Genomic DNA, 24,444 nt, shown 5'->3' with positions numbered 1-24,444 from the left:
GACGGCGCGGCCCTAATCCTTGATGCTTAGACTTTCGCGGACGCCGATTTTCTCTTTGCCGAGCAGGCGGTAGAGCTTGCAGCGGAATAGCGGTATGGCTGCGATAACCACGGTTGCGACCACGGGGATGGCAAGGTAGGCGACACCTGGCTTGTTGAAAGCTTCGCGGAAAAGCAGGCGCATCACGAGCAGGGTGTACCAGTGGACGGCGAGAATCACGAGCGCGTTACGCGAGATGTTGCGGAGAATTCCCTTGGCAATGCGGACGGGGATGATGTTCGGCAATTTGTCGGCGAGAACGAAAGTGCCTATGAGGCCCGCGATGCCGAAGAAGGAACTCGCAACAAAAATGCGGAAGTCTTTCCCGAGGTCGTTGTTCATGATGCTGAAATCTGGGTCGGGAACTTCGAGGTATGCGTAGGCGGCGAAAGAGACGATAGTGGCTGCAACGAGAGCCAAGATTTTTTTTGTGTTTTCTTTCAACATTCCCTTACATAGCCAGCCGTTTGCAAAGAAGAACAGTACGGTCAGGTCGCGCTCTATTCCGAGCGGCAGGCGGATGTGGTTGACATACAGGAGCCAGCCACCCGCAAGACTTGCCAGCGAAACAAAGAAGATGAATCTTCTCGGTACAATTTTTTGCACCCCATAAAACAGTAAACTTACCGAGTACAGCGTGAACACGAACCAGAGCGGCCCCGACCCGATGGAAGATTTGCCTGCTACGAAGATTTTCGCGAGGTTCCAGTAGATGTAGTTCCACACAGTCGCGATTTCGGGCCGGATGTTCATCACCGTCATGCGCGGCGCCTTCGGGAAAAGGTCGAAATTGTAGAGTACCGGGTCTAGCGCGAGGAACAGGAGCGAAAGCAAAATGTAGGGGACGAGCAGGACGTGCGTCTTGTGGATAAAGTAAGCCTTGAAATTGCCGAAGCGCCGCGTGCTGAACAGCATTCCCGAAATAAAGAAGAAGGCCGACATGCGGAGTGCGCTCAGGTGCAGCATTCCCATTTGCGCCTGCGGAAACGACTGTTCCACGTGATAAAGGCACACGAGCAGCAACACGAATCCCTTGAATTCGTCAATCCACCCAATTCTTGCCGTCGCCTTGTCACTCATGCTTCGTGCTCACCATCCCCGCATTTGTCATCCCCGCTATACGATACTTGGCAACTTGTTGCCATAGTAGAGTTATCCTCTTTGAGGAGAAGGCGGGGATCTGCTTTAATACCACCTTCTCTCATCCCCGATCGTCGTCATGGGCCCGTGTCCGGGGAACACCACCGTCTCTTTCGGGAGTGAAAGAAGTTTGTTCTTAATCCCGCTTACAAGTGCATCGTCGTCGCCGCCGAATAGGTCGCTGCGGCCGCGGCTTCCTGCGAAGATGATGTCTCCGGGGAACAGGAGCGGTGGTGCCTTCTGACCGTTCACTTCGCCCGGTTTTTCGCAAAAAAACGCGATGCCGCCGGGGGAGTGGCCAGCCACGTGGATGACCTGCAATTCTATTTCCGGCACCCCGACGGCATCGCCCTCGGCAAGGTAGTTGCCGAGCCCGGGCGAAGGTTCACGCAGCGGGAGTCCGAACATCTCGCTCTGTTCTTCTTGCAAATCCAGCATGAATGCGTCTTCTTCGTGAGCCTCGGGCTGCACGCCGTACTTGCGGGCGACAAACGCATTGCCCAGCACGTGGTCCAGGTGCAGGTGCGTGTTGAAAAGGTGCTTTACCGTGAGTTTGCTCTGCTCGATGTAGCTTGCTAGGGCGTCCTCTTCACGTTCGTTCGACACGCTCGGGTCTATCAGGATGGCATCGCCCGCGTCATTGCTGAGCACAAAGCCGTTTACGCCGAAGGGATTGAATACAAATTGCTTGATACGCATAAGATAAAATGTAAAATCGGACAGGACACTTGACAACTGAAAAAATTTAATTATCTTGATTAGACTCACGTTTTTGGAGAGGACCTATGGCGATCAATCCTAATCTTTTGACCGGTCAGTTAAAGTCAGACGGCCTTGCCCGCACGGGCGAGGTTATTCGTGACGAAAAGCCCTTGCCGATTCATCATTCGGGTGCCGTCGTGCGACACCATACGGCGAAAATGCCGCGCATTCCCAAGGCGAAGGCCAAGGGATAAAAAAATCCGACCGCGCATAACGGTCGGAGAATATTAGTTTATTCAAGGGGCTTCCGGGTTATTTCAATTCCCAGGTCGTGCCTTCCTTGCTGTCCTTGATGACCACGTTCATCGCGGCGAGCTCGTCACGGATGCGGTCACTTTCGGCCCAGTTCTTGGCGGCACGGGCTTCCTTACGGGCGGCAATCAGCGCTTCGATCTTTGCGACATCCACGCCGTCGTTTGCGCCCTTCTTGGCATATTCTTCGCGAGGTTCGTCGAGCTTCAAACCGAAAATCTGGTCGAAGTCGGCCACCAGGGCGGCCTTCTCACCGTCGTCGATATCGCTCTTGAGCATCGTGTTCATGATGCCGAGTGCACGCGGCATGTTCAAGTCGTCGCCGATGGCGTCCTTGAATTCGGCCTGGAAAGCCTTGGCGGCTTCGCTTGTAATTGCGGTAGCCTTGCCGATCAGCGGGTCCGTCTTCTTGTGCAAGCTCTTGAGGCCTTCCTTGGCGCCTTCCAAAGCTTCCCACGTGAAGTTCAGGTAGTTGCGGTAGTGACTGCCAATCGCGAAGAAGCGGTAGTCGAGCGGGTTGAAGCCGCGGTCCATGAGGAGCGAAACCGTCAGGAATTCGCCGCTGGACTTGCTCATCTTGCCGAACTTCTGCTCGGTCGTGCCGTCTTCTAGCTTTTCTTCGCTTGCTGTGCGGAGGAATTCGCCGTGCATCCAGAAACGTGCAAAGGTCACGCCGTTGGCGCATTCGCTCTGGGCAATTTCGTTCGTGTGGTGCACGCGGATGTGGTCCGTACCGCCACAGTGGATGTCGAGGGTTGGGCCGTTGTACTTCATGGCCATCGCGGAGCATTCGATGTGCCAGCCGGGGAAACCGACGCCCCACGGGCTGTCCCATTCCATGGCGCGCTTCTTGTCCTTCGGGCTGAACTTCCACAGAGCAAAGTCGGTGGCGTTCTTCTTTTCGCCCATGTCGATGCGGCTACCCTTGCGCAGGTTTTCCACGTCCAGGCGTGCAAAATCGGCATAGCGCGGGAACTTGAGGCTGTCGAAGTAGATGCCGTCGCTGGTGCGGTAGGTGTAGCCCTTTTCTTCCAAGGTCTTCACCAGTTCAATCTGTTCCTGGATGTGCTGCGTGGCAGGCGTCCAGCGGGTCGGTTCCTGGATGTTCAAACGGTGCCAGTCGGCCATAAACGCGTCGGTGTAGAACTTCGCGATGTCCCAGACGGACTTGCCTTCGCGGGCGGCGCCCTTTTCCATCTTGTCGTCGCCAGAGTCTGCGTCACTGGTGAGATGACCCACGTCGGTGATGTTCACGATGTGGTTCACCTTGTAGCCGTAGTACTTCAGCGTGCGGACCAAAAAGTCTTCGAAAATGTAGGTGCGGAGGTTGCCGATGTGGGCGAAATGGTACACCGTCGGGCCACAACAGTACATGCGCACGGCGGGGACGCCTTCGGGGAGTGTGAATACTTCTTTCTTGCGCGATGCGGTGTTGTAGAACTGTAGAGCCATTTTAGCCTCCGTTAAATGCGGCGCAACATGCGCCAAGCGGGGACAAATATAGAAAAAAGGCGAGAGTCACGACAAAGGCGCTTGTGCCATTTGGCATGACCGAGCCGAGCTATATGCGCACCGAAGGGGCGCCAATATAGAAAAATGCACTCCGAAGGAGCGCCAATATAGTTTTTTTCTACTTGATGGCGATGCGCTTCGTCAAACTTGCTGACCCGTTGCGCACGCGCACCATGTAGAGCCCTTCGGCGACATTCAGCTCGACAGAGCCCGTTTCGCACTTGCCGCTGAATACCGGGCGGCCCTGCATGTCGAACACGTCGACCTTCGCAGACTGCGTGCCGGCAATGAACAGCGTGCGGCCTGCAACGTGCATGGTGACGCTCCCCGGACCGGCAGACTGTGCAATCGCGATGGAGGAGTCTTGTGCAGTTGTGTCGGAGCTTGTCGTGTCCGTGACAGTTGTATCTTGGGGCGGCTCGAAGTTTTGAAGCCTCACCAGAATGCTATCGAATGCCGGTTTCGGATTCAGGTTGTCGTCGTATATAAGTCCTTTCTGCCTGTTGAGCCCGCCAAGCCAGCTCCATTTATCGGATACGCCCCAGATCAGGTACGTGTCCGCGTTCGGTTCTTCGAGGATGATGTCCAGGTATTCACGGAAGGTCTTTCCCTGACGTTCGAGGTCGCTCTTGCTCACGTTGATGCCGCTCTTGAATCCGATATCGAGCTCGGTGATTTTCAGCTTGATGTTGAGCTTTGCAAGTTCCCTGGCAAGCGAGCGGAGGCTGTCCGGAGAACCGATAAAGTGCTTGTCGGTAGTGGTGTCTTCCACGTGCGTCTGTGAACCCACACAATGGATAGGAATGCCGTTTGCAACCCAACGCTTCACCTGTTCCAGCAAGAAGCCCGCCTTGGCTTTCGGGCTGATGCCTTGCTCGAGGTTGTAGTCGTTGTAGCAGAGTTCCGCATCCGGGTCGGCGGCGTGTGCCCACACGAAGGCGGAGTCGATAAATTCAGGGCCGATTCCCTGGTACCACACGGAATAGGAACGCCACATGGGTTCGTTGTTGCTGATGGCTTCGTTCACCACGTCCCATTCGTCCACTTGCCCTTTCCAGTGTCCGACAACGTTGTTGATGTGGTTCTTGAGAACGGAGAGCAGCTTCTTCTTGTCGTTCTTGTAGTTGTTCACCCAGTTCGGAACCTGGCTGTGCCAGGCGAGGGCGTGGCCGCGGACGCGCATGCCGTTCTGCTTCGCGTACTTGACCATCTTGTCGCCGTTGTTGTAGTTGAACCTGTTTTCGCTAGGTTCGGTCGCGTCGAACTTCATCTCGTTTTCGGCGACGACGATGTTGAACTGCGTCTTGTGAATTTGCTCGTACTGCGCGGGAAGTCCGCCGCCAAACCACTGCGAGTTCAGAATGGCACCGATATAGATGTCGTTCTTTTCTGCGTACGATCGGAGGGTTTCATCTGCGGCGAAGGTGCTTGCGATGCCTGCGCCAATCAGGGCTACGCTGAGCATAAACCCAGAAACGGGAAAAAGGTTTCTCATTGTTACTCCTTGTTTTTCCCTAATACGTAAACACCCACATATAAAATAATCAAAAAAAGCGGGGACGGGTGTAAATTAACCGAAACAGAAAAAGGCACGACATGCCCAAAATGGCTATATTTCTTACCGTGAAAAAGCGCAAGCGGAAATCTCGTCCCCCCATGACACGTTCGCAAATGATGCGGGCGGTGCGTTCCGAGGATACGAAGCCCGAGGTCCTTGTGCGTCGCGCGCTGTTCCGCGCGGGGCTACGCTACAGGCTTCACCGCCATGACCTGCCGGGTTCGCCCGACCTATTCATCCTGAGGTACAACGTGGTCGTTTTCGTGAACGGATGCTTCTGGCACCAGCACGGCTGCAAGTTTACGAGCCGTCCCAAGAGCAATCCCGAGTTTTGGAACGATAAATTCACGAACAACGTGGTGCGCGACGTGAAGACGGCCTGGAAGCTCTCGCTCATGGGGTTCCGCGTGGCGACGGTCTGGGAATGTTCCGTCAAGAACGATTTTGCCCGCACGGTGGAGCGCCTTGCGGCATTTATCCGGGGCGACGAGGAGTCTGTCGAAATCTAGCCCCGCGAAAAAATTATAATTAGGGAAAACGGAGGTCGTTTATGAATTGCAAATTCGGTATCGTGGTTGCTGCCGCGGCGCTTGCGCTGTGTGCCTGCGGGAACCAGGAACAGTCCAAGGCGGAAACTGCCGCGGAGGCGGCAAAGCCGGCCGTGTCGAAGTCGCTCGTTGTCTATTACTCGCAGACGGGCGCGACCAAGAAGCTCGCGGAGATTTTCCAGAAGGCGAAGAACGCCGACGTGTTCGAGCTTGCGATGGTGACGCCGTACCCCTCGACATACGACAGCACGATTGATGCGGTGGCCGCCCAGCGCCAAACCAAGCTGTGGCCCGCGCTCGTGAACGCGAAGGCAGACCTCGCGAAGTACGATACGGTCTACCTCGGCTACCCGATCATGTTCGGGAGTTTCGCGCCGCCGATCTATACCTTCCTCGCTTCGAACGACCTTTCGGGCAAGGTGGTGGTGCCGTTCTGCACTTACGGTAGCGGCGGCCGCAAGGCTTCCGCCGCGGAACTCAAGACGCTCGAGCCGAACGCGAACGTGACGCTCGCCTACGGGATTTCGAACAAGCGCATCACCGCCGAGAACGGTGCGGAAGTCGCTGCTAAGGAAGTCGAGGGATTTTTCGCGGACCTTGCCGCCGGCAAGACGGACGAAATGCTCATGGGTGGCTTTTCGGACCAGAGAGCGCTCACTGCAGAAGATTCTGCGGTGTTTGCGACCGCGACGAAGGATTACGCCTACTTGAAACTTGCTCCGTTGAGCGTGGCCACGCAGGTCGTCGCCGGTATGAACTATCTGTTCGTGTGCACGACCAGCGGGTTCAACCGCCCTCCGACCGAAACGCTTGTAAAGATTTTTAAGCCGCTCCCCGGGAGGGGCGAACCTGAGTTGATTGTCATGGAAAAGTAGAGTTTGCGGAAAGTTTCCCGCAGTCTATGAAAAAGCCTCCGTTTCGTCGAAGGCTTTTCGTTTAGGTTCTACTGCCTAGCGGCAAGTTCCTCAGGTGTGCGCGCAAGTATATCCCAATCGCCGCGCTTGATTATCTTGTAGGCATAACCCTGTTCCGTGAGGAACAGCTGGCGGTTCATGGCGAATTCCTGTTCCTTGGAATCCTGCGTCACGATGCTGTAGAAGTGCGCGGCACCGCCGTCGCTCTTGGGGCGCAGCACGCGGCCCAGTCGCTGGGCTTCTTCCTGGCGGCTTCCGAACGTTCCCGAAACCTGGATAAGCACGTTCGCGTCGGGAAGGTCGATGGCGAAGTTACCCACCTTCGAAACCATGAGGTTCTTCTGGCTGCCGTCGCGGAAGGCGGCGTACAGGCGTTCGCGTTCCTTGTTCGGGGTCTTGCCTGTGATGAGCGGAATCTGCAGGTCTTCAGAGAGGGCCTCGAGCTGGTCGATGTACTGGCCGATAATCAGCACGCGGTCGTCGGGCTTGTCGAAATGCTTGAGCAGGCGCTCCACGATGTCCGTCTTTTCGGGGTTCGTGCTGGCAAGCGTAATCTTCTCGCGGATGGGCGCGAGGGCGTACTTCATCTTGAGTTCCGCTTCCATCGGGATACGAATCTCGTTACAGTCGGCGGTCGCGATCCAGCCCTGCGCTTCCAGGATACGCCACGGGATATCGTACTTCTTGGGGCCGATAAGGCTGAAGACTTCCGTTTCCTTGTGGTCTTCGCGCACGAGCGTCGCCGTAAGGCCAAGGCGGCGGGTCGCCTGCATTTCGGTACTTAGGCGGAACACCGGGGCGGGCAGCAAGTGCACCTCGTCGTAAATCATGAGCCCCCACTTCTGCTGGCTGAACAGCGGGAAATTCGCGAGTTCCTTCTTCACTTCCTCGTCGCTCATCTCGAGGTCTGCGGTGTCGGGGGCGTTCTCGTCTTTTTTCGCGCGCTTGCGCTGGGTCAATATCTGGTAGGTCGCGACGGTCACCGGGCCGATTTCCTTGACTTCGCCGGAGTATTCCTTCACCTGGTCGAGGGTTAAGTCGGTCTTGTCGCAGATTTCGCGGATCCACTGGCGCGATGCCGAAATATTCGGGGTGAGGATGAGTGTCTTGGTCTGCACCAATGCCATGGTGGCAAGACCAATCACCGTCTTGCCCGAACCACAGGGGAGCACGATGACGCCCGAACCGCCCTTCTCGGATCCGCTCGCATAGAACACCTGTGCGGCTTCCTTCTGGTAGTCGCGGAGTTCGAACTTCTTGCCGCCGAGAGTTGTCTCGCGCAGGTGGATGGGCAAGGGGTCGCCCACGGTGTAGCCCGCGAGGTCCTCGACTGGGAACCCGGCGTTGGTAAGCGCCATTTTGAGGTGGCCGCGGCGTTCCGGGTCCACCTCGGCATGCAGGTCGTCGATGAAGTTCAGCACGAACGGCTCGACTTCCTTGAGGCGACAGATTTCGGCGAACATGTAGTTGTCGTCGGATTCGACAATCAGGCGGTCGCCGTCTTTCTTGAGACGCAAAAGCCCGTAGCGGGCCATGTAGTCCTCGATCTCGGTGATGACGGTCTCCGGGATCGGGAAGCGGCTCTGGCTTTCGAGTCGTTCTATGACATCCTTGGCACGGAGCCCGGTAGAGGCGGCGTTCCAGAGGCTCAGGTGCGATATCTTGTAGGTGTGCAGGTGCTCGGGGCTCTTGACCAGTTCGGTAAAGGGGGCGATTGCGTCGCGTGCCGCTTCGTAGGAGGGGGAATCGACCTCGACCATGATTTCGAGGTTGCTCTGAACAATGATTGCGCCATTCGGATTCATAGGGCGCCAAAGATAGTAAAAAAAGCGTTTTTTGGTTAGAGGGGAGGCGATGAATGGTTTTGCCGACGGAGCAAAAGAAAAACCCCGATTTCCTGTAGAAATCGGGGCTTTCGAGCCACCCAGCAGATTTGAACTGCCGACCTGCTGATTACGAATCAGCTGCTCTACCAGCTGAGCTAGAGTGGCATAGCGGGGTCAAAAATAGCAATAGGCCCCTTTTTTGTCAAGATGCGTTTGGTGTGAGTTGGCAAAGTCTTCCATTTTTTCTATGTTTGGGTCACTAAATTTAAAATGGAAGTCGAAAATGGCTAACGAATCTAACCAGAGCAATTCTGAAATCAAGGAATTTTTTGTCCAACACGGAACCAAGGTCCTCGTGGCCCTGGTGATTGTCCTTGCCGTTGTGGCCGGCGTTGTCCAGTTTAGGGACAGCCAGAAGGCCGCTGCTGCCGAACAGGCCGAAATTCTCGGCAAGGGAATGGCGCTCCTCTACACGAACGACAAGGATGCCGCCCTCGCCGAATTCGAGGCGCAGATTAATTCCGGCAAGATTGACGGCCTCGCTCTTGCGAAGGCAGCCCTCTTCGCTGGAAATATCAAGTATGAGAAGGGTGATTTCGATGGCGCCGCCTCGCTTTTCCAGAAGTCGCTCGATAACGCGGGTTCCGTGGAACTGGTCCGCTCGGCTGCCCTGCACGGTCTTGCTTCTGTGAAGATTGAAAAGGCAGACTACACTGCCGCTGCCGGTCTGCTCGAACAGTACGTGTCCGAGTTCGGCAAGCGCACTGGCGACAAGGAAGACCGCTTCCAGAAGGAAGAACCGGTTGACCAGGTCCCGATGGTTGCCGACGCCATGTGGAAGCTCGTGCTTGTATACCAGCAGCAGGGTGCAAACGACAAGGCGAAGAATACCGCCGAACGCATCGTCGAGGTCTACGGCGACAATGCGATGTATGCCGACAAGGCGAAGAAGTTCCTCGCAAGCCTTTAGCTTAGAGCGAACTTCCAGCCGATAGCGAAAATCGCGAAATAGATAGTGACCCACACGAGGTCGACCAGTTTGGCAGGCGTTCCCCAGCGGAGCGCCTTCTTCTTTGGGATGAACCCGCAGAGCGCGCCCGCGACAAAGCCGTAGGCGTGGCCCAGCACGTCGGCGTTCTCACCGATGCCGAGGAATACGGCGAGCGAGGCGGCGCCGCAGAGGGGGGCGAACCGCCGGAGCATGCCGTGGGTCTCCTTGGGCATGAGCCTGAACTCGATGACGGAAAGCGCGCCGATGGCGGCGAACACGAACGTGGAGAATCCGAGGGCGCGGTAGTCCGTCTGCACGGTGAATGCGACGAAGAAGTTCGCGACGGCGCTTGCGATGGCGAGGAATGGGGCCATGCGTGCGAGCGGCGTGCGGTACGACATGAGGTTCAGCACGATGTAACCGCTCACGAGGTTCGATGCGATGTGGCGCGCGTCGGCGTGCAGCGTGAGCGCGGTGATGGTGCGCCACCACTGCCCGTGCATCACCTTGTCGGCATCGGAAAGCCCGAGACTATGCATGCGGGCGACCTTGCCCGAAAAGTCGAGAAGCGTGCAGACGACAGGAACAAGAAGAACCCAGATGGGTTGCAGGCTCAGCGTGAGGGGGAGCGGCGGGTTCTCTTCTCGGGGAGGGTTCTCCTTGCGGTAGAGCGCGAGCTGCAGGCGTGCGCGGTCCTCGTTTTCGGGTAGGATGAAAATCTGGAACGGGCCCTCTTCGGAGCGCATGATGCGGTGGGTGATGCCCTGCGAAAGGAGCACGAGGCTGTAGTCGCGGATTTGGCGGAATGTCCCTTCGGATATGCGAATCGTTTCGGGGTACTGCGGCTCCTCGAAAGTATCTGCTGTCGTGTCTGGCGCCTGGTTGCCGGAAGCGTTTTTTAATGCGTCTTGCGGGGTCGCGGTATCGCCGTGTGCGGCATCGTTTTCGCGGGGGAGCGGATGCACCTGGAGGCCTTCCCGCGGGATGTCCGTGGGATAACGCATGTAGCGCGGACGCAGTGGCGACATCAAGCGAGGCATGATGCGATCCCCTTATCCTTCGGCCCTTGCCGCCGACGTGAGTGCGAACTTGCCGGTGGCTGTTTCACATTCGGCGCGGAGATAGGCGAAATTGTCCGCGTAAACGGAAATATCTGCCGATTGGGGCGCCGCGACCAGGCTTTCCTTGCAGATTTCTTCGTTCGGGGAGAGCTTGCCGTTGCTCAGGTAGCGTCGTCCGAAGATGCGGATGTTGCGGAATCCGCCGCCGAAGTCGGCCGTATTGCGGGCGTGGAAGATGATTCCCTTGCTCCCGTGGATTTCGGCGCGTTCCCACCAGAGCGCGGGCCCGTCGGTGATGTAGCAGTTGTCGCCTGCGAAAGCGGCGTTCAGCGCCTCGCGCGTGAGTTGCGTTTTTGTCATCCCCGGCTCCGACCGGGGATCTTCTTTCACGGCTGTCCGCACCTTGCCGAAGATGTGGTCGCGGGTGTGGCGCAATGTGAATAGCGGGGTTGCGACGGAGGTGGTGTCATTCAGGTCGCCGTGCGCGTCGTTGCCGCCGATAGGGAGTAGGTAGTTTCCCTTGCCGAGTTCCTCGATCCACCATTGGCGTCCGAGTTTGAATCCTTCGTCGCGGATGCCGTTCCAGAACTGGATTCCGCGAATCTTGTGGCGAGCTTCGAGGTTCAGGTCCTTGTGGCTCCAGTAACCGCGCCGGAAGATGAACTTTTCGAGCAGTCCCATGGGCTGCATTGGGTGCGCCGCGAAGCAGTGCGCTTCGGTCATTTCCAGGAGTTTCGGAATTTTGAACGTGGGCTTGTTCTCGAGCCAGTTGCGGCCGCAGTCGCCGAGGCCGGGCAGGTAGCTGTCGGGCGCGAAGGCGAGCATGTGGACGTTTTCACCCTTGCTGTTGCCTGCGGAAACTTCTTCGCCCGCGAGCAGGAGGGGCATGCCTTCGCCGGCAGGAAGCGACGTAATCTCGTCGCGCAGTGCCTGGAACCTGGGCGCGGGCGATGGCGCTTCCTTCGTGTAGTCTTCTTCAGTGAATGCGAAATCGTAGGCGTGGTCGGTGCAGCTTACGAAATCAAGCCCGACTGCCTTTGCCGCCTGTTGCAATACGGCAGGGGATGCTCCGTGTTCCACGTGGTCGCAGGAGAATCGCGTGTGGCAGTGCATCTCGCCGGCGACAAATCCGGGTGCCTTCGGGGGCTGTTCCGCGAGTACGTGAATTTTGAGCGGCTTGGGCTTTAATCCGGGATAATTCCAACGGTTGAAAATCTTGGTCGCGCAACTTTTCCCGTCTTCGCTGGTTCTTTTTGCATAAATCCTGCAGTTCAGTTCGTGAACGCCCGCTTCCAGGTGCCCAAGCTTGATAGGGTAAAAGCCGAATTGTTCTTCCGCCTGAATGTTTAAATCAAAGTTCTTGCCATTGATTTCCGCTTTCTCGATAAGCGTCGGGAATCGGTGCGCATCACGCACGACAATCCATAGGGTTGGCTCTTCGCCGGGTATAAACTGGAACGGCGCGTCTACGATGATTTCGGGCCACGGCCTGTATAGAAGTGACCACGGAAGCCTGAACTTGAAGTGCGTTTCGGCGTAACGCAGTTTTTCCCCCGGCCAGAAACTCATTTATTCCGCCTTTGCTTTTTCGCTTGCGGGTTGTTCTGGTTCCTGAGCGCTGGGGGCTTCGGCCGCAGGCTCCTTGGCCGTCGTTGATTCGGAGGTGCCCGTCCCTTCGCCAGTCGGGCCGGCCGCGGCCGCGTTCCCTTGTGCGGGAGTGCTTTCGACAGGAATTGCCGGTGCCGTTTCGTTTTCGGTTCTGCTCTTTGGCAGGAGTGGTTCCTTGGGCTTGTTCCACAGGCCGAAGCTCACGCGGATCTGCAGTTGCAGTCCGCCGATGTTCCATTTGGCTTTTTCTTCGGGGCCGTCGGGAACTATGTCGGCGAAGCGTTCCTTGGATTCGACGGAGATGGAACTGAACCCGATGTCTCCGTAGATGTTGAATCCGTTCCAACTGGTGACCAGGTAGCCGAGACTTACTCCGAACCCGGCGCCCAACGGGCTGTTTTCTGCTTCGAGCTTGCCCCAGGTGGTGTAGATCTCGGTGCCGGGAAGAGTCCAGTACCACCGGACTCCGATGCTGAAGAGCGAACCGTTCGAAAGCGTGATGAGGCTTGTGGGAATGGCGAGCCTGTATTCGAGGAACATGGGCACGCCCTGGATTGTGTAGCTATAGTTGTGCGCCTTGTTCTTGCGGTCGGTAAGCACGACGGATTCCTTGTCGTAGATGAATCCGATTCCGGCACTCAGAAAGTGGTCCTTGTGCACCTGGAACTGGATGCCACCCATGACGGGGAAGCAGAAGTTGACCTTCTGGAAGTTTTGCTTTGCGACGCTGAGCGATTCTTCCTTGTCGACGGCCTGCGCCCTGAAGTCGGCGTAGATGGTGTCGATGGCCTTTTGGAAGTATTCACGTTCGTCGAAACTCAGGAACGAAATCGCTGGCTGCATGAATATGGAAAGGCGCGAGTTGTCGTGCTCGACCCTCACTTCCTCGTCGGCATAGGCCGTCGAGACGATGAGGAGTGCGAACAGTATCTTCAGGAAGTTCTTCATGCCAACCACCGGGCGCCTGGCGAATCGCTAGTAGAAAAGGGTCTTCTCTTCTTTCTGGATGCGTTTCTTCTCGGAATCCTTCTTCATGCGCTTTTCAAAATTCTTCTCGGCCTTCGCGATTTTCTTCTCGGTCTTCGCGAGGAGCTTTTGCCCGTCCTTGTCGTCTTCTTTGAGTTCTTCCTTGGCAAGAGCGAGGTATTCGCGGGCGGTTTCGAACTGGTCGAGGTCGGTATAGGCCTGCGAGGTGAGGAAGAGCGCTTCCTTGCGCCTCTTGGACTGTTGGTATGTCTCGAGGAATTCCTTGAAGTAGATGACGGCTGCCTGAGGCTTGTCCATGCGCAGGTAGAGGCGCGCAGTCTGGAATTCTTTTTCGGCAAGGCGTTCGATGAGGAGCCCGTAGTAGTAGTTGATGGAGTCGCGGAGCGGCGTATCCGGGTGGTTCGACAGGTAGCGCTCGAAATCCTTCATTGCGATGGTGGTGTTCGCCTCGTCGCGGCTCACGCGGAATTCCATGTTGAACGAAGCAATCGCCTTCTTGAATTCGGCTGTCTCCACGAAGGGGGATCCGGGGAAGTTCGTGATGAAGCTTCCGTACTCTCCGCGGGCGTCGATCCATTCTTCCAGATTGAAGTAGCTTTCGGCGAGAAGGAAGGACGTCTGTTCCAGGTAGCCAGTCCCTGCGCAATAGCTCATGATTTCTTCAAGTTTGTCTATGACGCGTCCGTATTTCTCTTTCTTGAAGAGCTCCTCGGCCTTGTCGAACTTTTCCTTGCAGAATTGCGTGTGTGTTTTCTTTGCGCCATCGGACGATGCGCAGCCGCTAAAGAGGGTCAATGCGAAAAAAATGCTTGAGAACAGGGCTGTCTTTGCGATGTGGTTCATTCTTTTTCTTTGGTTAATTCTAACTTTCGCTTATCAAAGTAGAAAAATATTACCGAAAAGAAAAATGATTCTAGTCCGTTATGTGTTGAAAGAACTCATTGGCCCCTTTATGGCGGCGCTTTTCGGCATAACGTTTTTGTTTGTCGTCGATTTTCTCGTGAAAATTCTGGACAACGTCCTGTCCAAGGGACTGCCCGCATCGACTGTCCTTGAAATTTTTGCGTTGAACCTCGCCTGGATGCTTTCGCTCTCGATCCCGATGGCCGTGCTTGTTGCGTGTCTTATGGCCTTCGGGCGCCTTTCTGGCGACCACGAGATTACGGCGGTAAAGGCGGCGGGAGTCTCGCCCTTGTCCCTGATGCGTCCGGTGATGCTTGTCGCGATGCTCCTTTCGGTTCTGATGGTGCTGTTCAACAACTGGGTGCTGCCCGAGGCGAATCACCGTTCGGTGGAACTGATGAATGCCATTTCGCGCAAGAAACCGCACGTGTTTGTCGATGCCGGGCGCCTGATTACGCAGTTTCCCGACGTGCAGCTCTGGGTGAACCGCATCGACCCGGTTTCGGGTGTGCTTTACGGCATCCAGGTGTACGAGATGGAACGCAAGGGCCCTCCGCGCGTGGTCTATGCCGACAGTGCGACGCTGGATTACGTGGATAACGGGGCGACGCTCATGTTCCGTTTGCGCAGTGGCGAGACGCATATCGTGGACCCTGATAAGCCCGAAAACTACTTCCGCATCCGGTTCTTTTCGCAGGACCTCGCCATGCAGAATGTAGATGAGCGTCTGGAACGCCGTAGCCGCAGCTATAGGAGCGACCGCGAGATGCCTGTCGAAATGATGATGGACGTGGTGAACGAGGCTCGCGCGAAGTATGATACGGTCTCGCAACAGGCCATGAAAGTCAGACTATCCACTCTTGCAGATGCTAAGGCTTCCGTGTTGGGCGACAGTATTCTCCCGGCGGATGCGGAAGGAATTGCCGAACTTGATTCGGTCCAAGCCCGGCGGTCGCTACAGAAGATGCGTCTTCAGGAAATCAGCGCACTCCGCACGACAGAACGCCTCTGGGGGCGCATGGAATCCGAAAAAAAGCGCGAGGCGCAATACCTTGTCGAAATCCACAAGAAGTTCAGCACTTCCTTTGCCTGCTTTATCTTTATCCTGATCGGGGCGCCGCTCGGGATTATGGCGCGCAAGGGAGGCATTGGCACGGGAATCATCTACAGCCTTGCCTTTTTCGTCATCTACTGGATTTGCCTTATCGGCGGGGAGAACCTGGCTGACCGACTCATCATCTCGCCGGAACTTGCCATGTGGTCTTCCAACATGATTATTGGGGCGTTCGGCGTGTTCATTACCATCGCGATGGTCCGGGACCGCTTTACGGGGGATTCGAAATTTTTCAGGGCGATGCGTGCCATCGGTCGCTGGTTCCGTTCTATCGGCAGGGGGCATGCGTGAAATTCTCTCGTTACCTTGTCTGGAATTTTTTGAAGATGTTCCTTATCGTGACGATCGGGGCCATCTTCATGTTCGCGGTCATCGACTTTGTCGGAAACATCAAGACGTGGCTTGCGCGCGATACGAAGGATGCTGTCGATTACTATGTGAGCTACATTCCGTACATGCTCTATCTCATTACCCCGGTGTCGCTTTTTATTGCAGTGCTCGCTTCGGTGGGCAACATGGCTCGGCACCTCGAGATGAGTGCTATGCAGAGCTCCGGGCAGAGCCCTCTCAAGACCCTATTCCCCATTTTCTTTCTGGGCGTTCTCGCTTCGGTCGGTTCCTACGAGATGAGCGAACTCTGGCTTCCCGATGCAAACCACAAACGCCTGGAAATCATGGAGACGAATGCGCAGAAAAAGAAGAACCCGCGCATCAAGGAAAAGAACGATTTTACCTTTATCGACAGCGAACGCGCAAGCTGGTTTTTCAAGTTCTATTCGGGGAAATCCAGGACGGGACGCGACGTGGTGCTGCTCTTGCGCGAGCAGGGAAGGCTCGTGGAACGTTACGACGCCAAGACGGTCCGCTGGGTGGAACCGGATACGGCATCCCTCGACAGTGCCGCCCGCGACAGCGTGATGAAGACTTTTGCGGACGAGTCGTACTGGATGTTCGAACGCGGCATGAAGCGCATCTTCAACAAGGACGGCACTGTGACGGTCATGCCCCTTGTGCGCGAGAAGATGCGGGGAAAGGTGTTTACTCGGCCTGAGGACTTGATTAACGAACGCCAGGTTTCCGACGAGATGGATTCGAAAATGGTCAAGCAGCGCATCGAGGTGCTCAAGCGCTCGGGCGAAGACACCCGGGTTATGGAGACTGCGCTCCATTTCAAGCTCTCTGCGCACTGGATGAACCTGATTGTCCTTTTGATCGGGGCGGCGCTCTGCCATCGTTATAGCCGCTCTGGGGGGCTTTCCCAGAAGTTCGGTGTTGGCCTTTTGCTCGTTTTTAGCTATTATATCCTTGAACGGATTGGGCTGAAGATGGGCGAAAATGGTGCCTTGACGCCGTTTCTGGCGGCCTGGATAAGCCATATTATTTATGGCGGCGTAGCTTGTCTGATGCTTTACCGTTCGTTTAGGCTGTAGAGGGTCGGATGCTGATGTCCATAATTTTGTTTGTCGTTGCAGGATTGCTGCTGGGACTTTCGTTCCAGGGCGGGCTTCTCCTGTTCCTGATTCCGTTTGCCGGTGTCGCCGCCGCGCTCGGCTATATGAACTTGCCCCGGGTTCCGGGCGGTAAGACGGCCTCGCTTCCGGTGGTGACCCGCGCCATGCGCGCGACGGGGATAGCCCCCGCTGTAACCCCCGAACTAAAAAATTCCTTCGATGATTCTGCCGCCGACTACAATGAGCCCGGTTCTACCCTCCGCGTGAACCAGGTGTGGGCGCGGGCCGATGCCGACGTGAAAAAGGCGTTTGGCGATATGCTCGAAGGGCTCAAGCGGGTTGTCCCCAATGTCCATACGGTTGTGGTTTTCTCTCCGCTCAATTCCATGAAGGAATGGGGAATCCGTGCCTACGCAAGCACCGACCCGAACGCGCAGGTGGCGACCGATGTGAAGATTACCGAGAATTCCGGACTTATCAGCCAGCTGTTCCGCCTCGACGTGAACCGCCTTCTCGAAGGAGACCTTTCCGGCGGCAAGAGCCTGCTCTACTACATCGACAATCCGATGATCAGGTCACTGGTGGCGGTTCCCATGCTCGACAGAAGCAAGAATCGTGTGGGGGCGCTCGTGATGGACTCGCTCTATCCCAATGCGTTTGGCCACCAGACGGCGCAGGCGCTTACCTATATCGCAAGTACGCTCTACGCCCTCTACTTCAAGAGTTTTGCTTCCGCCAAGAACTACATCGAGCAGCAGCAGTTCAGCGTCCTTTACCACTATCAGCATCAGTTCTTCAAGAACATGACGGTCAAGGATATTTACCGCCAGATTTTCGAGTATGTCAAGGGGAATATCCCGTTTGACCGCATGATGCTCCTTGCCCTCGACAAGCAGGACGACAACAACCTTCACCAGGAACGTGTCGGCCATGTGGTCTGCTGCGACGGAATCGATGCCGACCAGTTCTTTGGCAAGAAGTTCTCGCTTTCGGACAAGGGACTCGCGATCCTCGCGCTCTACCACAACCGCCCTGTAGAACGCACCTTCAACCAGTCCTCGTTCAACGCCTATATCCCGCGCATCGACAACCAGGAAAAGAAGAACATGGAAATCCGCCAGCTGTTCGTAATGCCGGTGCCTTCGGATGCGAACACGGAACAGGCGGAGCTCGCTATTTGCCTCGAAAGTCGCAAGAGCGACCGCTATACTGAGCACGAGATGAACTTGCTCAAGGCGTTTGCGGGGGTCGCCGGGTTTGCCTATGCGCGTGCCTGCCAGTTCGAACGCGGCAAGGATCTGGCAACCCGCGACGGCCTTACGGGCCTTATCAACCACCGCACGTTGCACGAGAATTTGCGTACCGAAAAGATTCGCGCTGACCGCCAGAAGTATAACATTGGCGTCTTGATGATGGACATCGACCACTTCAAGAGCGTGAACGACACTTACGGCCATCCGATTGGTGACGTGGTCATCAAGGGAATCGCTGGTGCTATCAGTGGAGAAATCCGCAAGGAAATCGATGTCGTCGCACGCTATGGCGGCGAGGAATTTGTTGTGGGCCTCATCGACACGACTCCCGAGGGCATGATCGAAACCGCCGAACGAATTCGCCATGCGGTGATGAAGCTGGAATTCGATGTACATCAGCAGGACCCGCTCCGCGTGACGGTGAGTATTGGCGCCTTCCTCGTGACTCCGGAATTCCACGACATGAAGAAGGCGGTGACCTATGCGGACCAGGCGCTCTACAAGGCGAAAGAAGGTGGTCGAAATCAGGTTATCCAGTATACGGAATTGCCGCTCGAGCCTGCTCCCGAAACGGACGACGACATCCCGGTCCTAACTTCATCGCTCAAGGCGTAACCCCGATTTATGTTTACCGCTGTTGACTGGCTTGTTCTTGCGGCATACCTGCTGCTTTCTCTGCTTATTGGTCTCTGGGTTTCCCGTGGCAACAAGAACCTCAAGGAATATATGTTCGGTGGCGGATCCATTCCGTGGGTCGCCGTGGGCATTAGCCTCATCGCTACTTCCGTAAGCGCGACGACTTTCCTCGGTGCGCCCGCCGACGTGTACGGCGACAACATGACGTTCCTCATGTTCCAGATAGGAGCTCTCCTGAGTATCGTCGTCGTGGGTTTCGTGTTTATCCCGCGTTTCCGCACGTCGGGCATTTCCAGTGCATACGAACTTTTCGAGGTGCGGTTTGGCTCGAAGACGGTGCGTCGTCTTGCGGCTGTTTTCTACAGCCTGCACTTGCTGCTGCGCACGGGAATTTTGCTCTATGCGCCGTCGCTTGTGCTTGCGCAAATCCTCCACGTCGACCTTAAACTGGCTATCGTGGTAAGCGCTGCGGTCGCGATTTTCTACACGTGGTTTGGCGGAATCAAGGCGGTCATCTGGACCGACGTGATGCAGTTCTGTGTGTTTTTCGGCGGCGGCGTCCTAGTGCTCGTGCTTATCTCGAATGCGGTTGGCGGTTTCGGCGAAATGGCTGCCCTTGCGAGCGAGGCGGGCAAGACAAAGTGGTGGGACGCAAGTCTTGATGTTTCCAATGCGCGCACACTTGTCTCGGCGGGCTTTGCTTATGCCATTCTCGAAATTGCCATCCGCGGATGCGACCAGCAGTTTGTACAACGTTATCTGAGCTGCAAGGACGTGAAGGCGGCAAACCGTTCCAGCATCCTCTCGATGGTGCTAGGTTGCTTCGTCTCGATTCTTTTCTACTGGGTAGGTGCTGCACTCTATGTGTATTACAAGGTTTCGCATGTTGCCGCCCTTCCCGAGAGCGTCGGCCAGAACGATGTATTCCCTTATTTTATCGTAAACGGGCTTCCGGTAGGCGTGACCGGCTTGATTGTCGCCGCCATCTGTGCCGCCGCCATGAGCAGCCTTTCCAGTTCCATCAATTCGCTCAGCAATACATCCGAACGGGATTTTCTCGGCTGGGACGAATCTACCGGAATGGGCGGACTCAAACGTGCTAAAATCTGGACGGTCGTGTGGGGCGTGCTCGGCGTGTTTTTCGCTCTGTTTGCCGCGACGCAGCAGGGGAGCCTCCTCAAGAATGCGCTCTTCTTTACCGGACTCTTTACAGGCCCGCTCCTCGGCATGTTCCTGCTCGCCTTCTTCGTGAAGGGCCTCAAGAGCTGGCAGGTGATTGTTGCCGTCGTTTGCGGCATGGGGAGTCTCGTGCTTATTCAAGGCATTCCCGCCTTTGGTGTGCCTGCGGTTCTTGGTGGAATCTTCAGCTGGCCGTGGATGCCGTTCATCAGCATGACGACCACCGTGCTCGTCGCGGTCGTGCTGAAGTTCTCTGCGATGCTGCTTGCAAAGAAATAAAAGCCATATTCTAGTTTAGACTATAAGAACCGGTAAAATTCTTTTTGCCCGAGAGCCGTTGCTTTTGGGATTCTTTTTTGTGTAGATTGAAAAGGAAATCTCAAAAAGGAGTGCCCTATGCAGAACAAAGTATCATACGTCGTCATCATCGTGCTTGCGTTCGTGTGTCTCGTGCTTTCACTCAGTATCGGGCGCGCCTCCGACGTTTCTGCACAAACGAAGGTATCGTCCCTGGAACCGGCTCCGGAACAGGAGGGACAGCCTTTAGGTGGCGTGACCGTCTCGAGCGAGGAGACGAAGAACTTTCTCGCCGACGAGTATGTCACCAGTTTCAAGATGGTTCTGAAGGACAAGAACAAGGATGTCGCTTACAAGCGCTTGAACGAGAGCCGTGAAAAGATTCTCGCCCTGCTGCAGAAGCATTCCGTAGGCCCGCAGGGGTACGAACTTCTCAGCACGTCGCTCGAGAAGGAATGGGATTATGCAAAGGGCAAGAGGTTTTTTCTGGGGTATACGGCATCGCAGATGGTAAAGGTTATTTCGCATAGCAAGCAGGAATCCGATTCCCTGGAATTCGACTTGGCCAGTTTTGCGTTTGTCGATAACGTGTCCACGCAGTCGCGGCTCAAGAATGCCGAAACGCTAGAGGTTGACGTTATCAAGAGCGCCTGCAAAAAGGCGTCCCGCCAGGCCGAAGTGAACGCGCAGAGTGTTGGCGCGAATATTGGGAAGGTAATTTCCGTGGAAGGCTCTTCGGAAGTGGAAAAGTTGAGTTCTTCGGATTCCGTGGAGGTGTCGGCATCGCTTATGGCGACGCTTTCCCTGGATGGTATGGAAAGTAGCGGAAAGTCGTATGTCCGCGTTGTCCAGGTCGAGCACAAGAAGTTTCTTGCAGACAAGTTTGTCGTAATCGCGAATATCATGTTCGATGGAACTGACAAGGAACAGCTTTTTAAGCAGATGAATGTGCGTCGTGGTGATGTGGTGCAGATGGCGAAAGGCCTTGGCGTTGCCGAATCGGAGATAGAGGCGCAGTCCATGACGCTGCGCAAAAAGCAGAAGTACGAGTTTTACGGCAACGAATCGTCCAAGAATGTCTTTTTGGCGACCCAGAGGGTTACGGTCAACTTTACATCCAAGGACGCCGCCGGTGCGTTCCTGGATGGAATTGTCGGTCTAGAAAACGTTAACGTGTTTAAAGCCGAGCCTGTTCTGAAGAACGAGGATTCGCTCAGGGTGCAGGTCGTAAACATTGCTGGGAAAAAGGCGATGGCGCGCGCCAAGGCGATTGCCGAGGGCTTTGGCGGTTCCTTGAACAAGGTCGTTGCGGTGAGCAACAAGCCCGTAGACGAGTTTGGCGGGACCGTTCTCGGTGCTCGCTACAACGACCTTTCTTTGCGCAAGGCCAGGGGAAAGTCCTTGCCGGCGTATGACATACTGATGGCAGGTTCTTCGGAATCCAAGATGAATATCGCCGATTCCGTCTCCGTCTCGGCGTATTTGGCCATCATGGCCGAGATAAAATAGCCTCCAAAAATACCGCTCGGCTGCGGCAGCTTGTCAACTCGGTTTTGTGAAAAAAGCCCCTTTTTGGGGTGTGAATAGATTTTTTACGCTCCGGAAACAGCTAAATGTTTGTGCAATAGGGACTTGGACCACTCGAAACCCGACCTGCGGTGGTGGTCCGGATTCCGGTTTTGGGGCCGTGTTGATAGTTTGCCTCTATATTACAAAAAAATTACGGGAATTTATGAAAAAAAGTTCCCATTTCCAAAATCTTTTTATTATCTTATGTCTATATCTTGTGTTATTGGTTTGGTGTTGAACACAAGATATAGTAGAAAAAAGGAAAACAGGCTTATTTTGAACAAACGTCTTTTGACTAGGGCTTAGTTAAGGGATTTGAAGGATAGGTGATGATTTTTACAGTCAAGAAGCGCGACGGCCGCGAAATGCCGTTCAACATCGAGAAGATTGCAGACGCCATTGTTAAGGCTTTCCGCGCATCGGGTGAACTCAAGGACCAGATCAAGGCCTCCCAGGAGCAGATGGACCTCCTTGGCCAAGAAGACATTTTGAGCAGTACTGCCCTGAAGGTAGCCGCCTATGCGGTGGGCCGCCTCGAGGCCGAAGGCAAGACCAAGCCGGATATCGAAGAAATCCAGGACGCCGTCGAAAAGGCCCTTACCGACAACAACTATGCCGATACGGCCAAGAGCTACATCCTTTACCGTGCCGAACGCACCCGCATCCGCGAAGTCAACACGCGCCTCATGCACACGCTCCGTGACATCACGTTCAGCTCCGCGAAGGAATCCGACCTCAAGCGCGAAAACGCGAACATTGACGGCGATACCGCCATGGGCACCATGCTCAAGTACGGTAGCGAATCCGCCAAGCACTTCTACACGATGATGATGCTCAAGCCCGAGCATAGCCGCGCCCACATGGAAGGCGATATCCATATCCACGATCTGGATTTCTATTCCCTTACCATGACGTGCTGCCAGATCGACCTGAAGAAGCTCTTCAAGAACGGCTTCAATACGGGGCACGGTCATCTCCGCGAACCGAAGGACATCCGCAGCTATGCGGCCCTCGCGGCGATTGCCATACAAAGTAACCAGAACGACCAGCACGGCGGTCAGTCCATTCCGAACTTCGACTATGCCATGGCCGACGGCGTGCGCATTACCTATCGCAAGGCCTACCTCTCGAACATGGTGAAGGCTCTCATCCTCCTTACCGGCAAGACCGAAGAAGAAATCCAGCCGGTGGTGAAGAAGCTCCACGCCGAAATGGCGGAGATGGGCATGGTCGCGACGCTCGTGCCGAACGAGAAGTTCGTGGAAGCGGAAGCCCGCGAACTTTCCAAGACCTTCGATACCGAAATCGTGATGAAGGCCCAGAAGTTTGCCGAGAAGATGGCTTACGAAGAGACGGACAAGACCACCTTCCAGGCGATGGAAGCGTTTGTCCACAACCTGAACTCCATGCACAGCCGCGCCGGTGCGCAGACTCCGTTCAGTAGCATCAACTATGGCATGTGCACCGAGCCCGAAGCCCGCATGGCGATGCGCAACTTGCTGCTCACCACCGAAGAAGGCTTGGGCGGTGGCGAGACGGCTATTTTCCCGATCCAGATTTTCCGCGTGAAGGAAGGCATCAGCCTCAATCCGGGCGACCCGAACTATGACCTGTTCAAGCTCGCCTGTCGCGTGAGCGCGAAGCGCCTGTTCCCGAACTTCAGCTTCCAGGATGCGCCCTACAACCTCCAGTATTATAAGGAAGGCCACCCGGAAACCGAAATCGCCTACATGGGCTGCCGCACGCGCGTCATCGGCAACAACTACGACCCGACCCGTGAGATTTCGTATGGCCGTGGCAACCTGAGCTTTACCTCCATCAACCTTCCGCGTATCGCCATCAAGATGAAGTCCGTGGACCTGTTCTTCAAGGAACTCGACCGCATGATGCAGCTTGTGAGCGACCAGCTTATGGAACGTTTCGCCGTCCAGAGCCGCCGCAAGGTAAAGAACTTCCCGTTCCTCATGGGACAGGGCGTGTGGATCGATTCCGAGAAGCTCGGCTGGGAAGATACGGTGGGCGAAGTCATCAAGCACGGCACGCTCTCCATCGGCTTTATCGGCCTTGCCGAAACACTCGTGATGCTCACGGGCAAGCACCATGGCGAATCCGAGGAATCCCAGCAGCTTGGCCTCAAGATTGTGGGCCACATGCGTGACTTCTGCGACAAGGAATCCAAGCGCCTCGGCCTCAACTTCAGCTTGCTCGCAACGCCTGCCGAAGGCCTTTCTGGCCGCTTCGTGCGCATGGACAAGAAGAAGTTCGGCGAAATCAAGGGCGTCACCGACCGTGACTACTACACCAACTCGTTCCACGTGCCGGTGTACTACAAGATTTCGGCGTTCAAGAAGATTTCGCTCGAAGCCCCCTACCACGCGCTCACCAACGCGGGCCACATCAGCTACGTGGAACTTGACGGCGACCCGACGCAGAACCTCGATGCCTTCGAAAAGATTGTGCATCACATGGCGAAGTCGGGCATCGGCTACGGCTCCATCAACCACCCGGTTGACCGCGACCCCGTCTGCGGCTTCGTGGGCGTTATCGGCGACAGCTGCCCCCGTTGCGGACGTAGCGATGGCCATGCCATCTCGGAAGAGAAACTGAAGGAATTGCGCAGGCTCTACCCGGGAATGCCGGCGTTCAAGGGCATCCGCTAATCACAGGAATTAAAACAAACTATCAAGGAGTGAAAAATGTCAGAAAGAGAAATGAATCTGTATGGAGAAGGCGTTTGCTTCGAACGCATCCGCCGCATCACGGGCTACCTCGTGGGTACAGTCGACCGCTTCAATAACGCGAAGCGCGCCGAAGTCAACGACCGCGTAAAGCACAGCGTATAAT

20 protein-coding genes and 1 tRNA gene are annotated in these 24,444 nt (G+C 55.8%); 11 read left to right on the top strand and 10 right to left on the bottom strand.

Features of this window, described 5'->3' with window-relative positions; all coding sequences use genetic code 11:
- Positions 1-12: 12 nt before the first annotated feature.
- Positions 13-1,119 (bottom strand): acyltransferase family protein, encoded by a 1,107-nt coding sequence (locus B4A77_RS11845; protein WP_173382067.1) that lies wholly within the window; start codon positions 1,117-1,119, stop codon positions 13-15.
- Positions 1,120-1,224: 105 nt separating this feature from the next.
- Positions 1,225-1,878: an MBL fold metallo-hydrolase gene (locus tag B4A77_RS11840; protein ID WP_290730376.1), complete on the bottom strand. Its 654-nt coding sequence runs from the start codon at positions 1,876-1,878 to the stop codon at positions 1,225-1,227.
- An 86-nt stretch (positions 1,879-1,964) separates the two neighbouring features.
- On the opposite strand from B4A77_RS11840, the gene B4A77_RS11835 reads away from it, so the two are divergent.
- Entirely contained in the window at positions 1,965-2,135 is a 171-nt protein-coding gene (locus tag B4A77_RS11835) for a hypothetical protein (protein WP_173366904.1), read from the top strand.
- Positions 2,136-2,193: 58 nt separating this feature from the next.
- On the opposite strand, the gene cysS is transcribed toward B4A77_RS11835, so the two are convergent.
- Together cysS and B4A77_RS11825 are read right to left on the bottom strand one after the other, a co-directional pair.
- The gene (gene cysS / locus B4A77_RS11830) at positions 2,194-3,645 is read right to left on the bottom strand and encodes a cysteine--tRNA ligase (RefSeq protein WP_290730373.1); all 1,452 of its coding nucleotides are present in this window, start codon (positions 3,643-3,645) and stop codon (positions 2,194-2,196) included.
- Positions 3,646-3,823: 178 nt separating this feature from the next.
- A complete protein-coding gene (locus B4A77_RS11825; RefSeq protein WP_290740932.1) occupies positions 3,824-5,200 on the bottom strand; it encodes an endo-1,4-beta-xylanase in 1,377 nt (458 codons plus the stop codon).
- 161 nt (positions 5,201-5,361) lie between these two features.
- Here B4A77_RS11825 and B4A77_RS11820 point away from each other — a divergent pair, with 161 nt between their 5' ends.
- Both B4A77_RS11820 and B4A77_RS11815 read left to right on the top strand, forming a co-directional pair.
- The gene (locus B4A77_RS11820) at positions 5,362-5,772 is read left to right on the top strand and encodes a very short patch repair endonuclease (protein WP_290740929.1); all 411 of its coding nucleotides are present in this window, start codon (positions 5,362-5,364) and stop codon (positions 5,770-5,772) included.
- Positions 5,773-5,813: 41 nt separating this feature from the next.
- The gene (locus B4A77_RS11815; protein ID WP_290740926.1) at positions 5,814-6,686 is read left to right on the top strand and encodes a flavodoxin; all 873 of its coding nucleotides are present in this window, start codon (positions 5,814-5,816) and stop codon (positions 6,684-6,686) included.
- Between the two features lie 68 nt (positions 6,687-6,754).
- On the opposite strand, the gene B4A77_RS11810 is transcribed toward B4A77_RS11815, so the two are convergent.
- Both B4A77_RS11810 and B4A77_RS11805 read right to left on the bottom strand, forming a co-directional pair.
- Positions 6,755-8,530 (bottom strand): DNA repair helicase XPB, encoded by a 1,776-nt coding sequence (locus B4A77_RS11810; protein ID WP_290740923.1) that lies wholly within the window; start codon positions 8,528-8,530, stop codon positions 6,755-6,757.
- A gap of 113 nt (positions 8,531-8,643) precedes the next feature.
- A tRNA-Thr gene (locus B4A77_RS11805) sits at positions 8,644-8,716 on the bottom strand.
- A 118-nt stretch (positions 8,717-8,834) separates the two neighbouring features.
- Here B4A77_RS11805 and B4A77_RS11800 point away from each other — a divergent pair.
- Entirely contained in the window at positions 8,835-9,521 is a 687-nt protein-coding gene (locus B4A77_RS11800; protein ID WP_173366067.1) for a tetratricopeptide repeat protein, read from the top strand.
- Here B4A77_RS11800 and B4A77_RS11795 read toward each other — a convergent pair.
- From B4A77_RS11795 to B4A77_RS11780, 4 genes are read right to left on the bottom strand one after another with little or no spacing between them, the layout of a single operon-like run.
- A complete protein-coding gene (locus B4A77_RS11795; RefSeq protein WP_290740920.1) occupies positions 9,518-10,582 on the bottom strand; it encodes a rhomboid family intramembrane serine protease in 1,065 nt (354 codons plus the stop codon). The two genes, B4A77_RS11800 and B4A77_RS11795, sit on opposite strands and share 4 nt — an antisense overlap.
- A gap of 12 nt (positions 10,583-10,594) precedes the next feature.
- Entirely contained in the window at positions 10,595-12,172 is a 1,578-nt protein-coding gene (locus B4A77_RS11790) for a PHP domain-containing protein (protein ID WP_290740917.1), read from the bottom strand.
- Complete coding sequence (locus B4A77_RS11785; protein ID WP_290740915.1) at positions 12,173-13,159, bottom strand: hypothetical protein; 987 nt, start codon at positions 13,157-13,159, stop codon at positions 12,173-12,175.
- 27 nt (positions 13,160-13,186) lie between these two features.
- Positions 13,187-14,041, bottom strand: a complete 855-nt coding sequence (locus B4A77_RS11780) for an outer membrane protein assembly factor BamD (RefSeq protein ID WP_173366070.1) — start codon at positions 14,039-14,041, stop codon at positions 13,187-13,189.
- 64 nt (positions 14,042-14,105) lie between these two features.
- On the opposite strand from B4A77_RS11780, the gene B4A77_RS11775 reads away from it, so the two are divergent.
- From B4A77_RS11775 to nrdD, 7 genes are all read left to right on the top strand, one after another.
- On the top strand, positions 14,106-15,506 hold the full coding sequence (locus B4A77_RS11775; RefSeq protein ID WP_173366071.1) for an LptF/LptG family permease: 1,401 nt from the start codon (positions 14,106-14,108) through the stop codon (positions 15,504-15,506).
- Positions 15,503-16,645, top strand: a complete 1,143-nt coding sequence (locus tag B4A77_RS11770; protein WP_173382057.1) for an LptF/LptG family permease — start codon at positions 15,503-15,505, stop codon at positions 16,643-16,645. Before B4A77_RS11775 ends, B4A77_RS11770 begins: the two co-directional genes overlap by 4 nt.
- A gap of 8 nt (positions 16,646-16,653) precedes the next feature.
- Positions 16,654-18,534, top strand: coding sequence for a sensor domain-containing diguanylate cyclase (locus B4A77_RS11765; protein WP_290740912.1), 1,881 nt, complete (start codon positions 16,654-16,656; stop codon positions 18,532-18,534).
- Positions 18,535-18,543: 9 nt separating this feature from the next.
- Complete coding sequence (locus tag B4A77_RS11760; RefSeq protein ID WP_173382055.1) at positions 18,544-20,013, top strand: sodium:solute symporter family transporter; 1,470 nt, start codon at positions 18,544-18,546, stop codon at positions 20,011-20,013.
- 117 nt (positions 20,014-20,130) lie between these two features.
- On the top strand, positions 20,131-21,540 hold the full coding sequence (locus B4A77_RS11755) for an SIMPL domain-containing protein (RefSeq protein WP_290740907.1): 1,410 nt from the start codon (positions 20,131-20,133) through the stop codon (positions 21,538-21,540).
- Positions 21,541-21,929: 389 nt separating this feature from the next.
- Complete coding sequence (locus B4A77_RS11750) at positions 21,930-24,260, top strand: anaerobic ribonucleoside triphosphate reductase (protein ID WP_173382053.1); 2,331 nt, start codon at positions 21,930-21,932, stop codon at positions 24,258-24,260.
- Positions 24,261-24,296: 36 nt separating this feature from the next.
- On the top strand, positions 24,297-24,443 hold the full coding sequence (gene nrdD / locus B4A77_RS11745; RefSeq protein ID WP_173364802.1) for an anaerobic ribonucleoside-triphosphate reductase: 147 nt from the start codon (positions 24,297-24,299) through the stop codon (positions 24,441-24,443).
- The last annotated feature ends 1 nt before the right edge of the window (position 24,444 follow it).

The organism is Fibrobacter sp. UBA3718 (assembly GCF_002371935.1).
Lineage (GTDB): Bacteria > Fibrobacterota > Fibrobacteria > Fibrobacterales > Fibrobacteraceae > Fibrobacter.
Note: the sequence above shows the minus strand (reverse complement) of the source record. Positions and strands in the feature narration are given on the sequence as shown.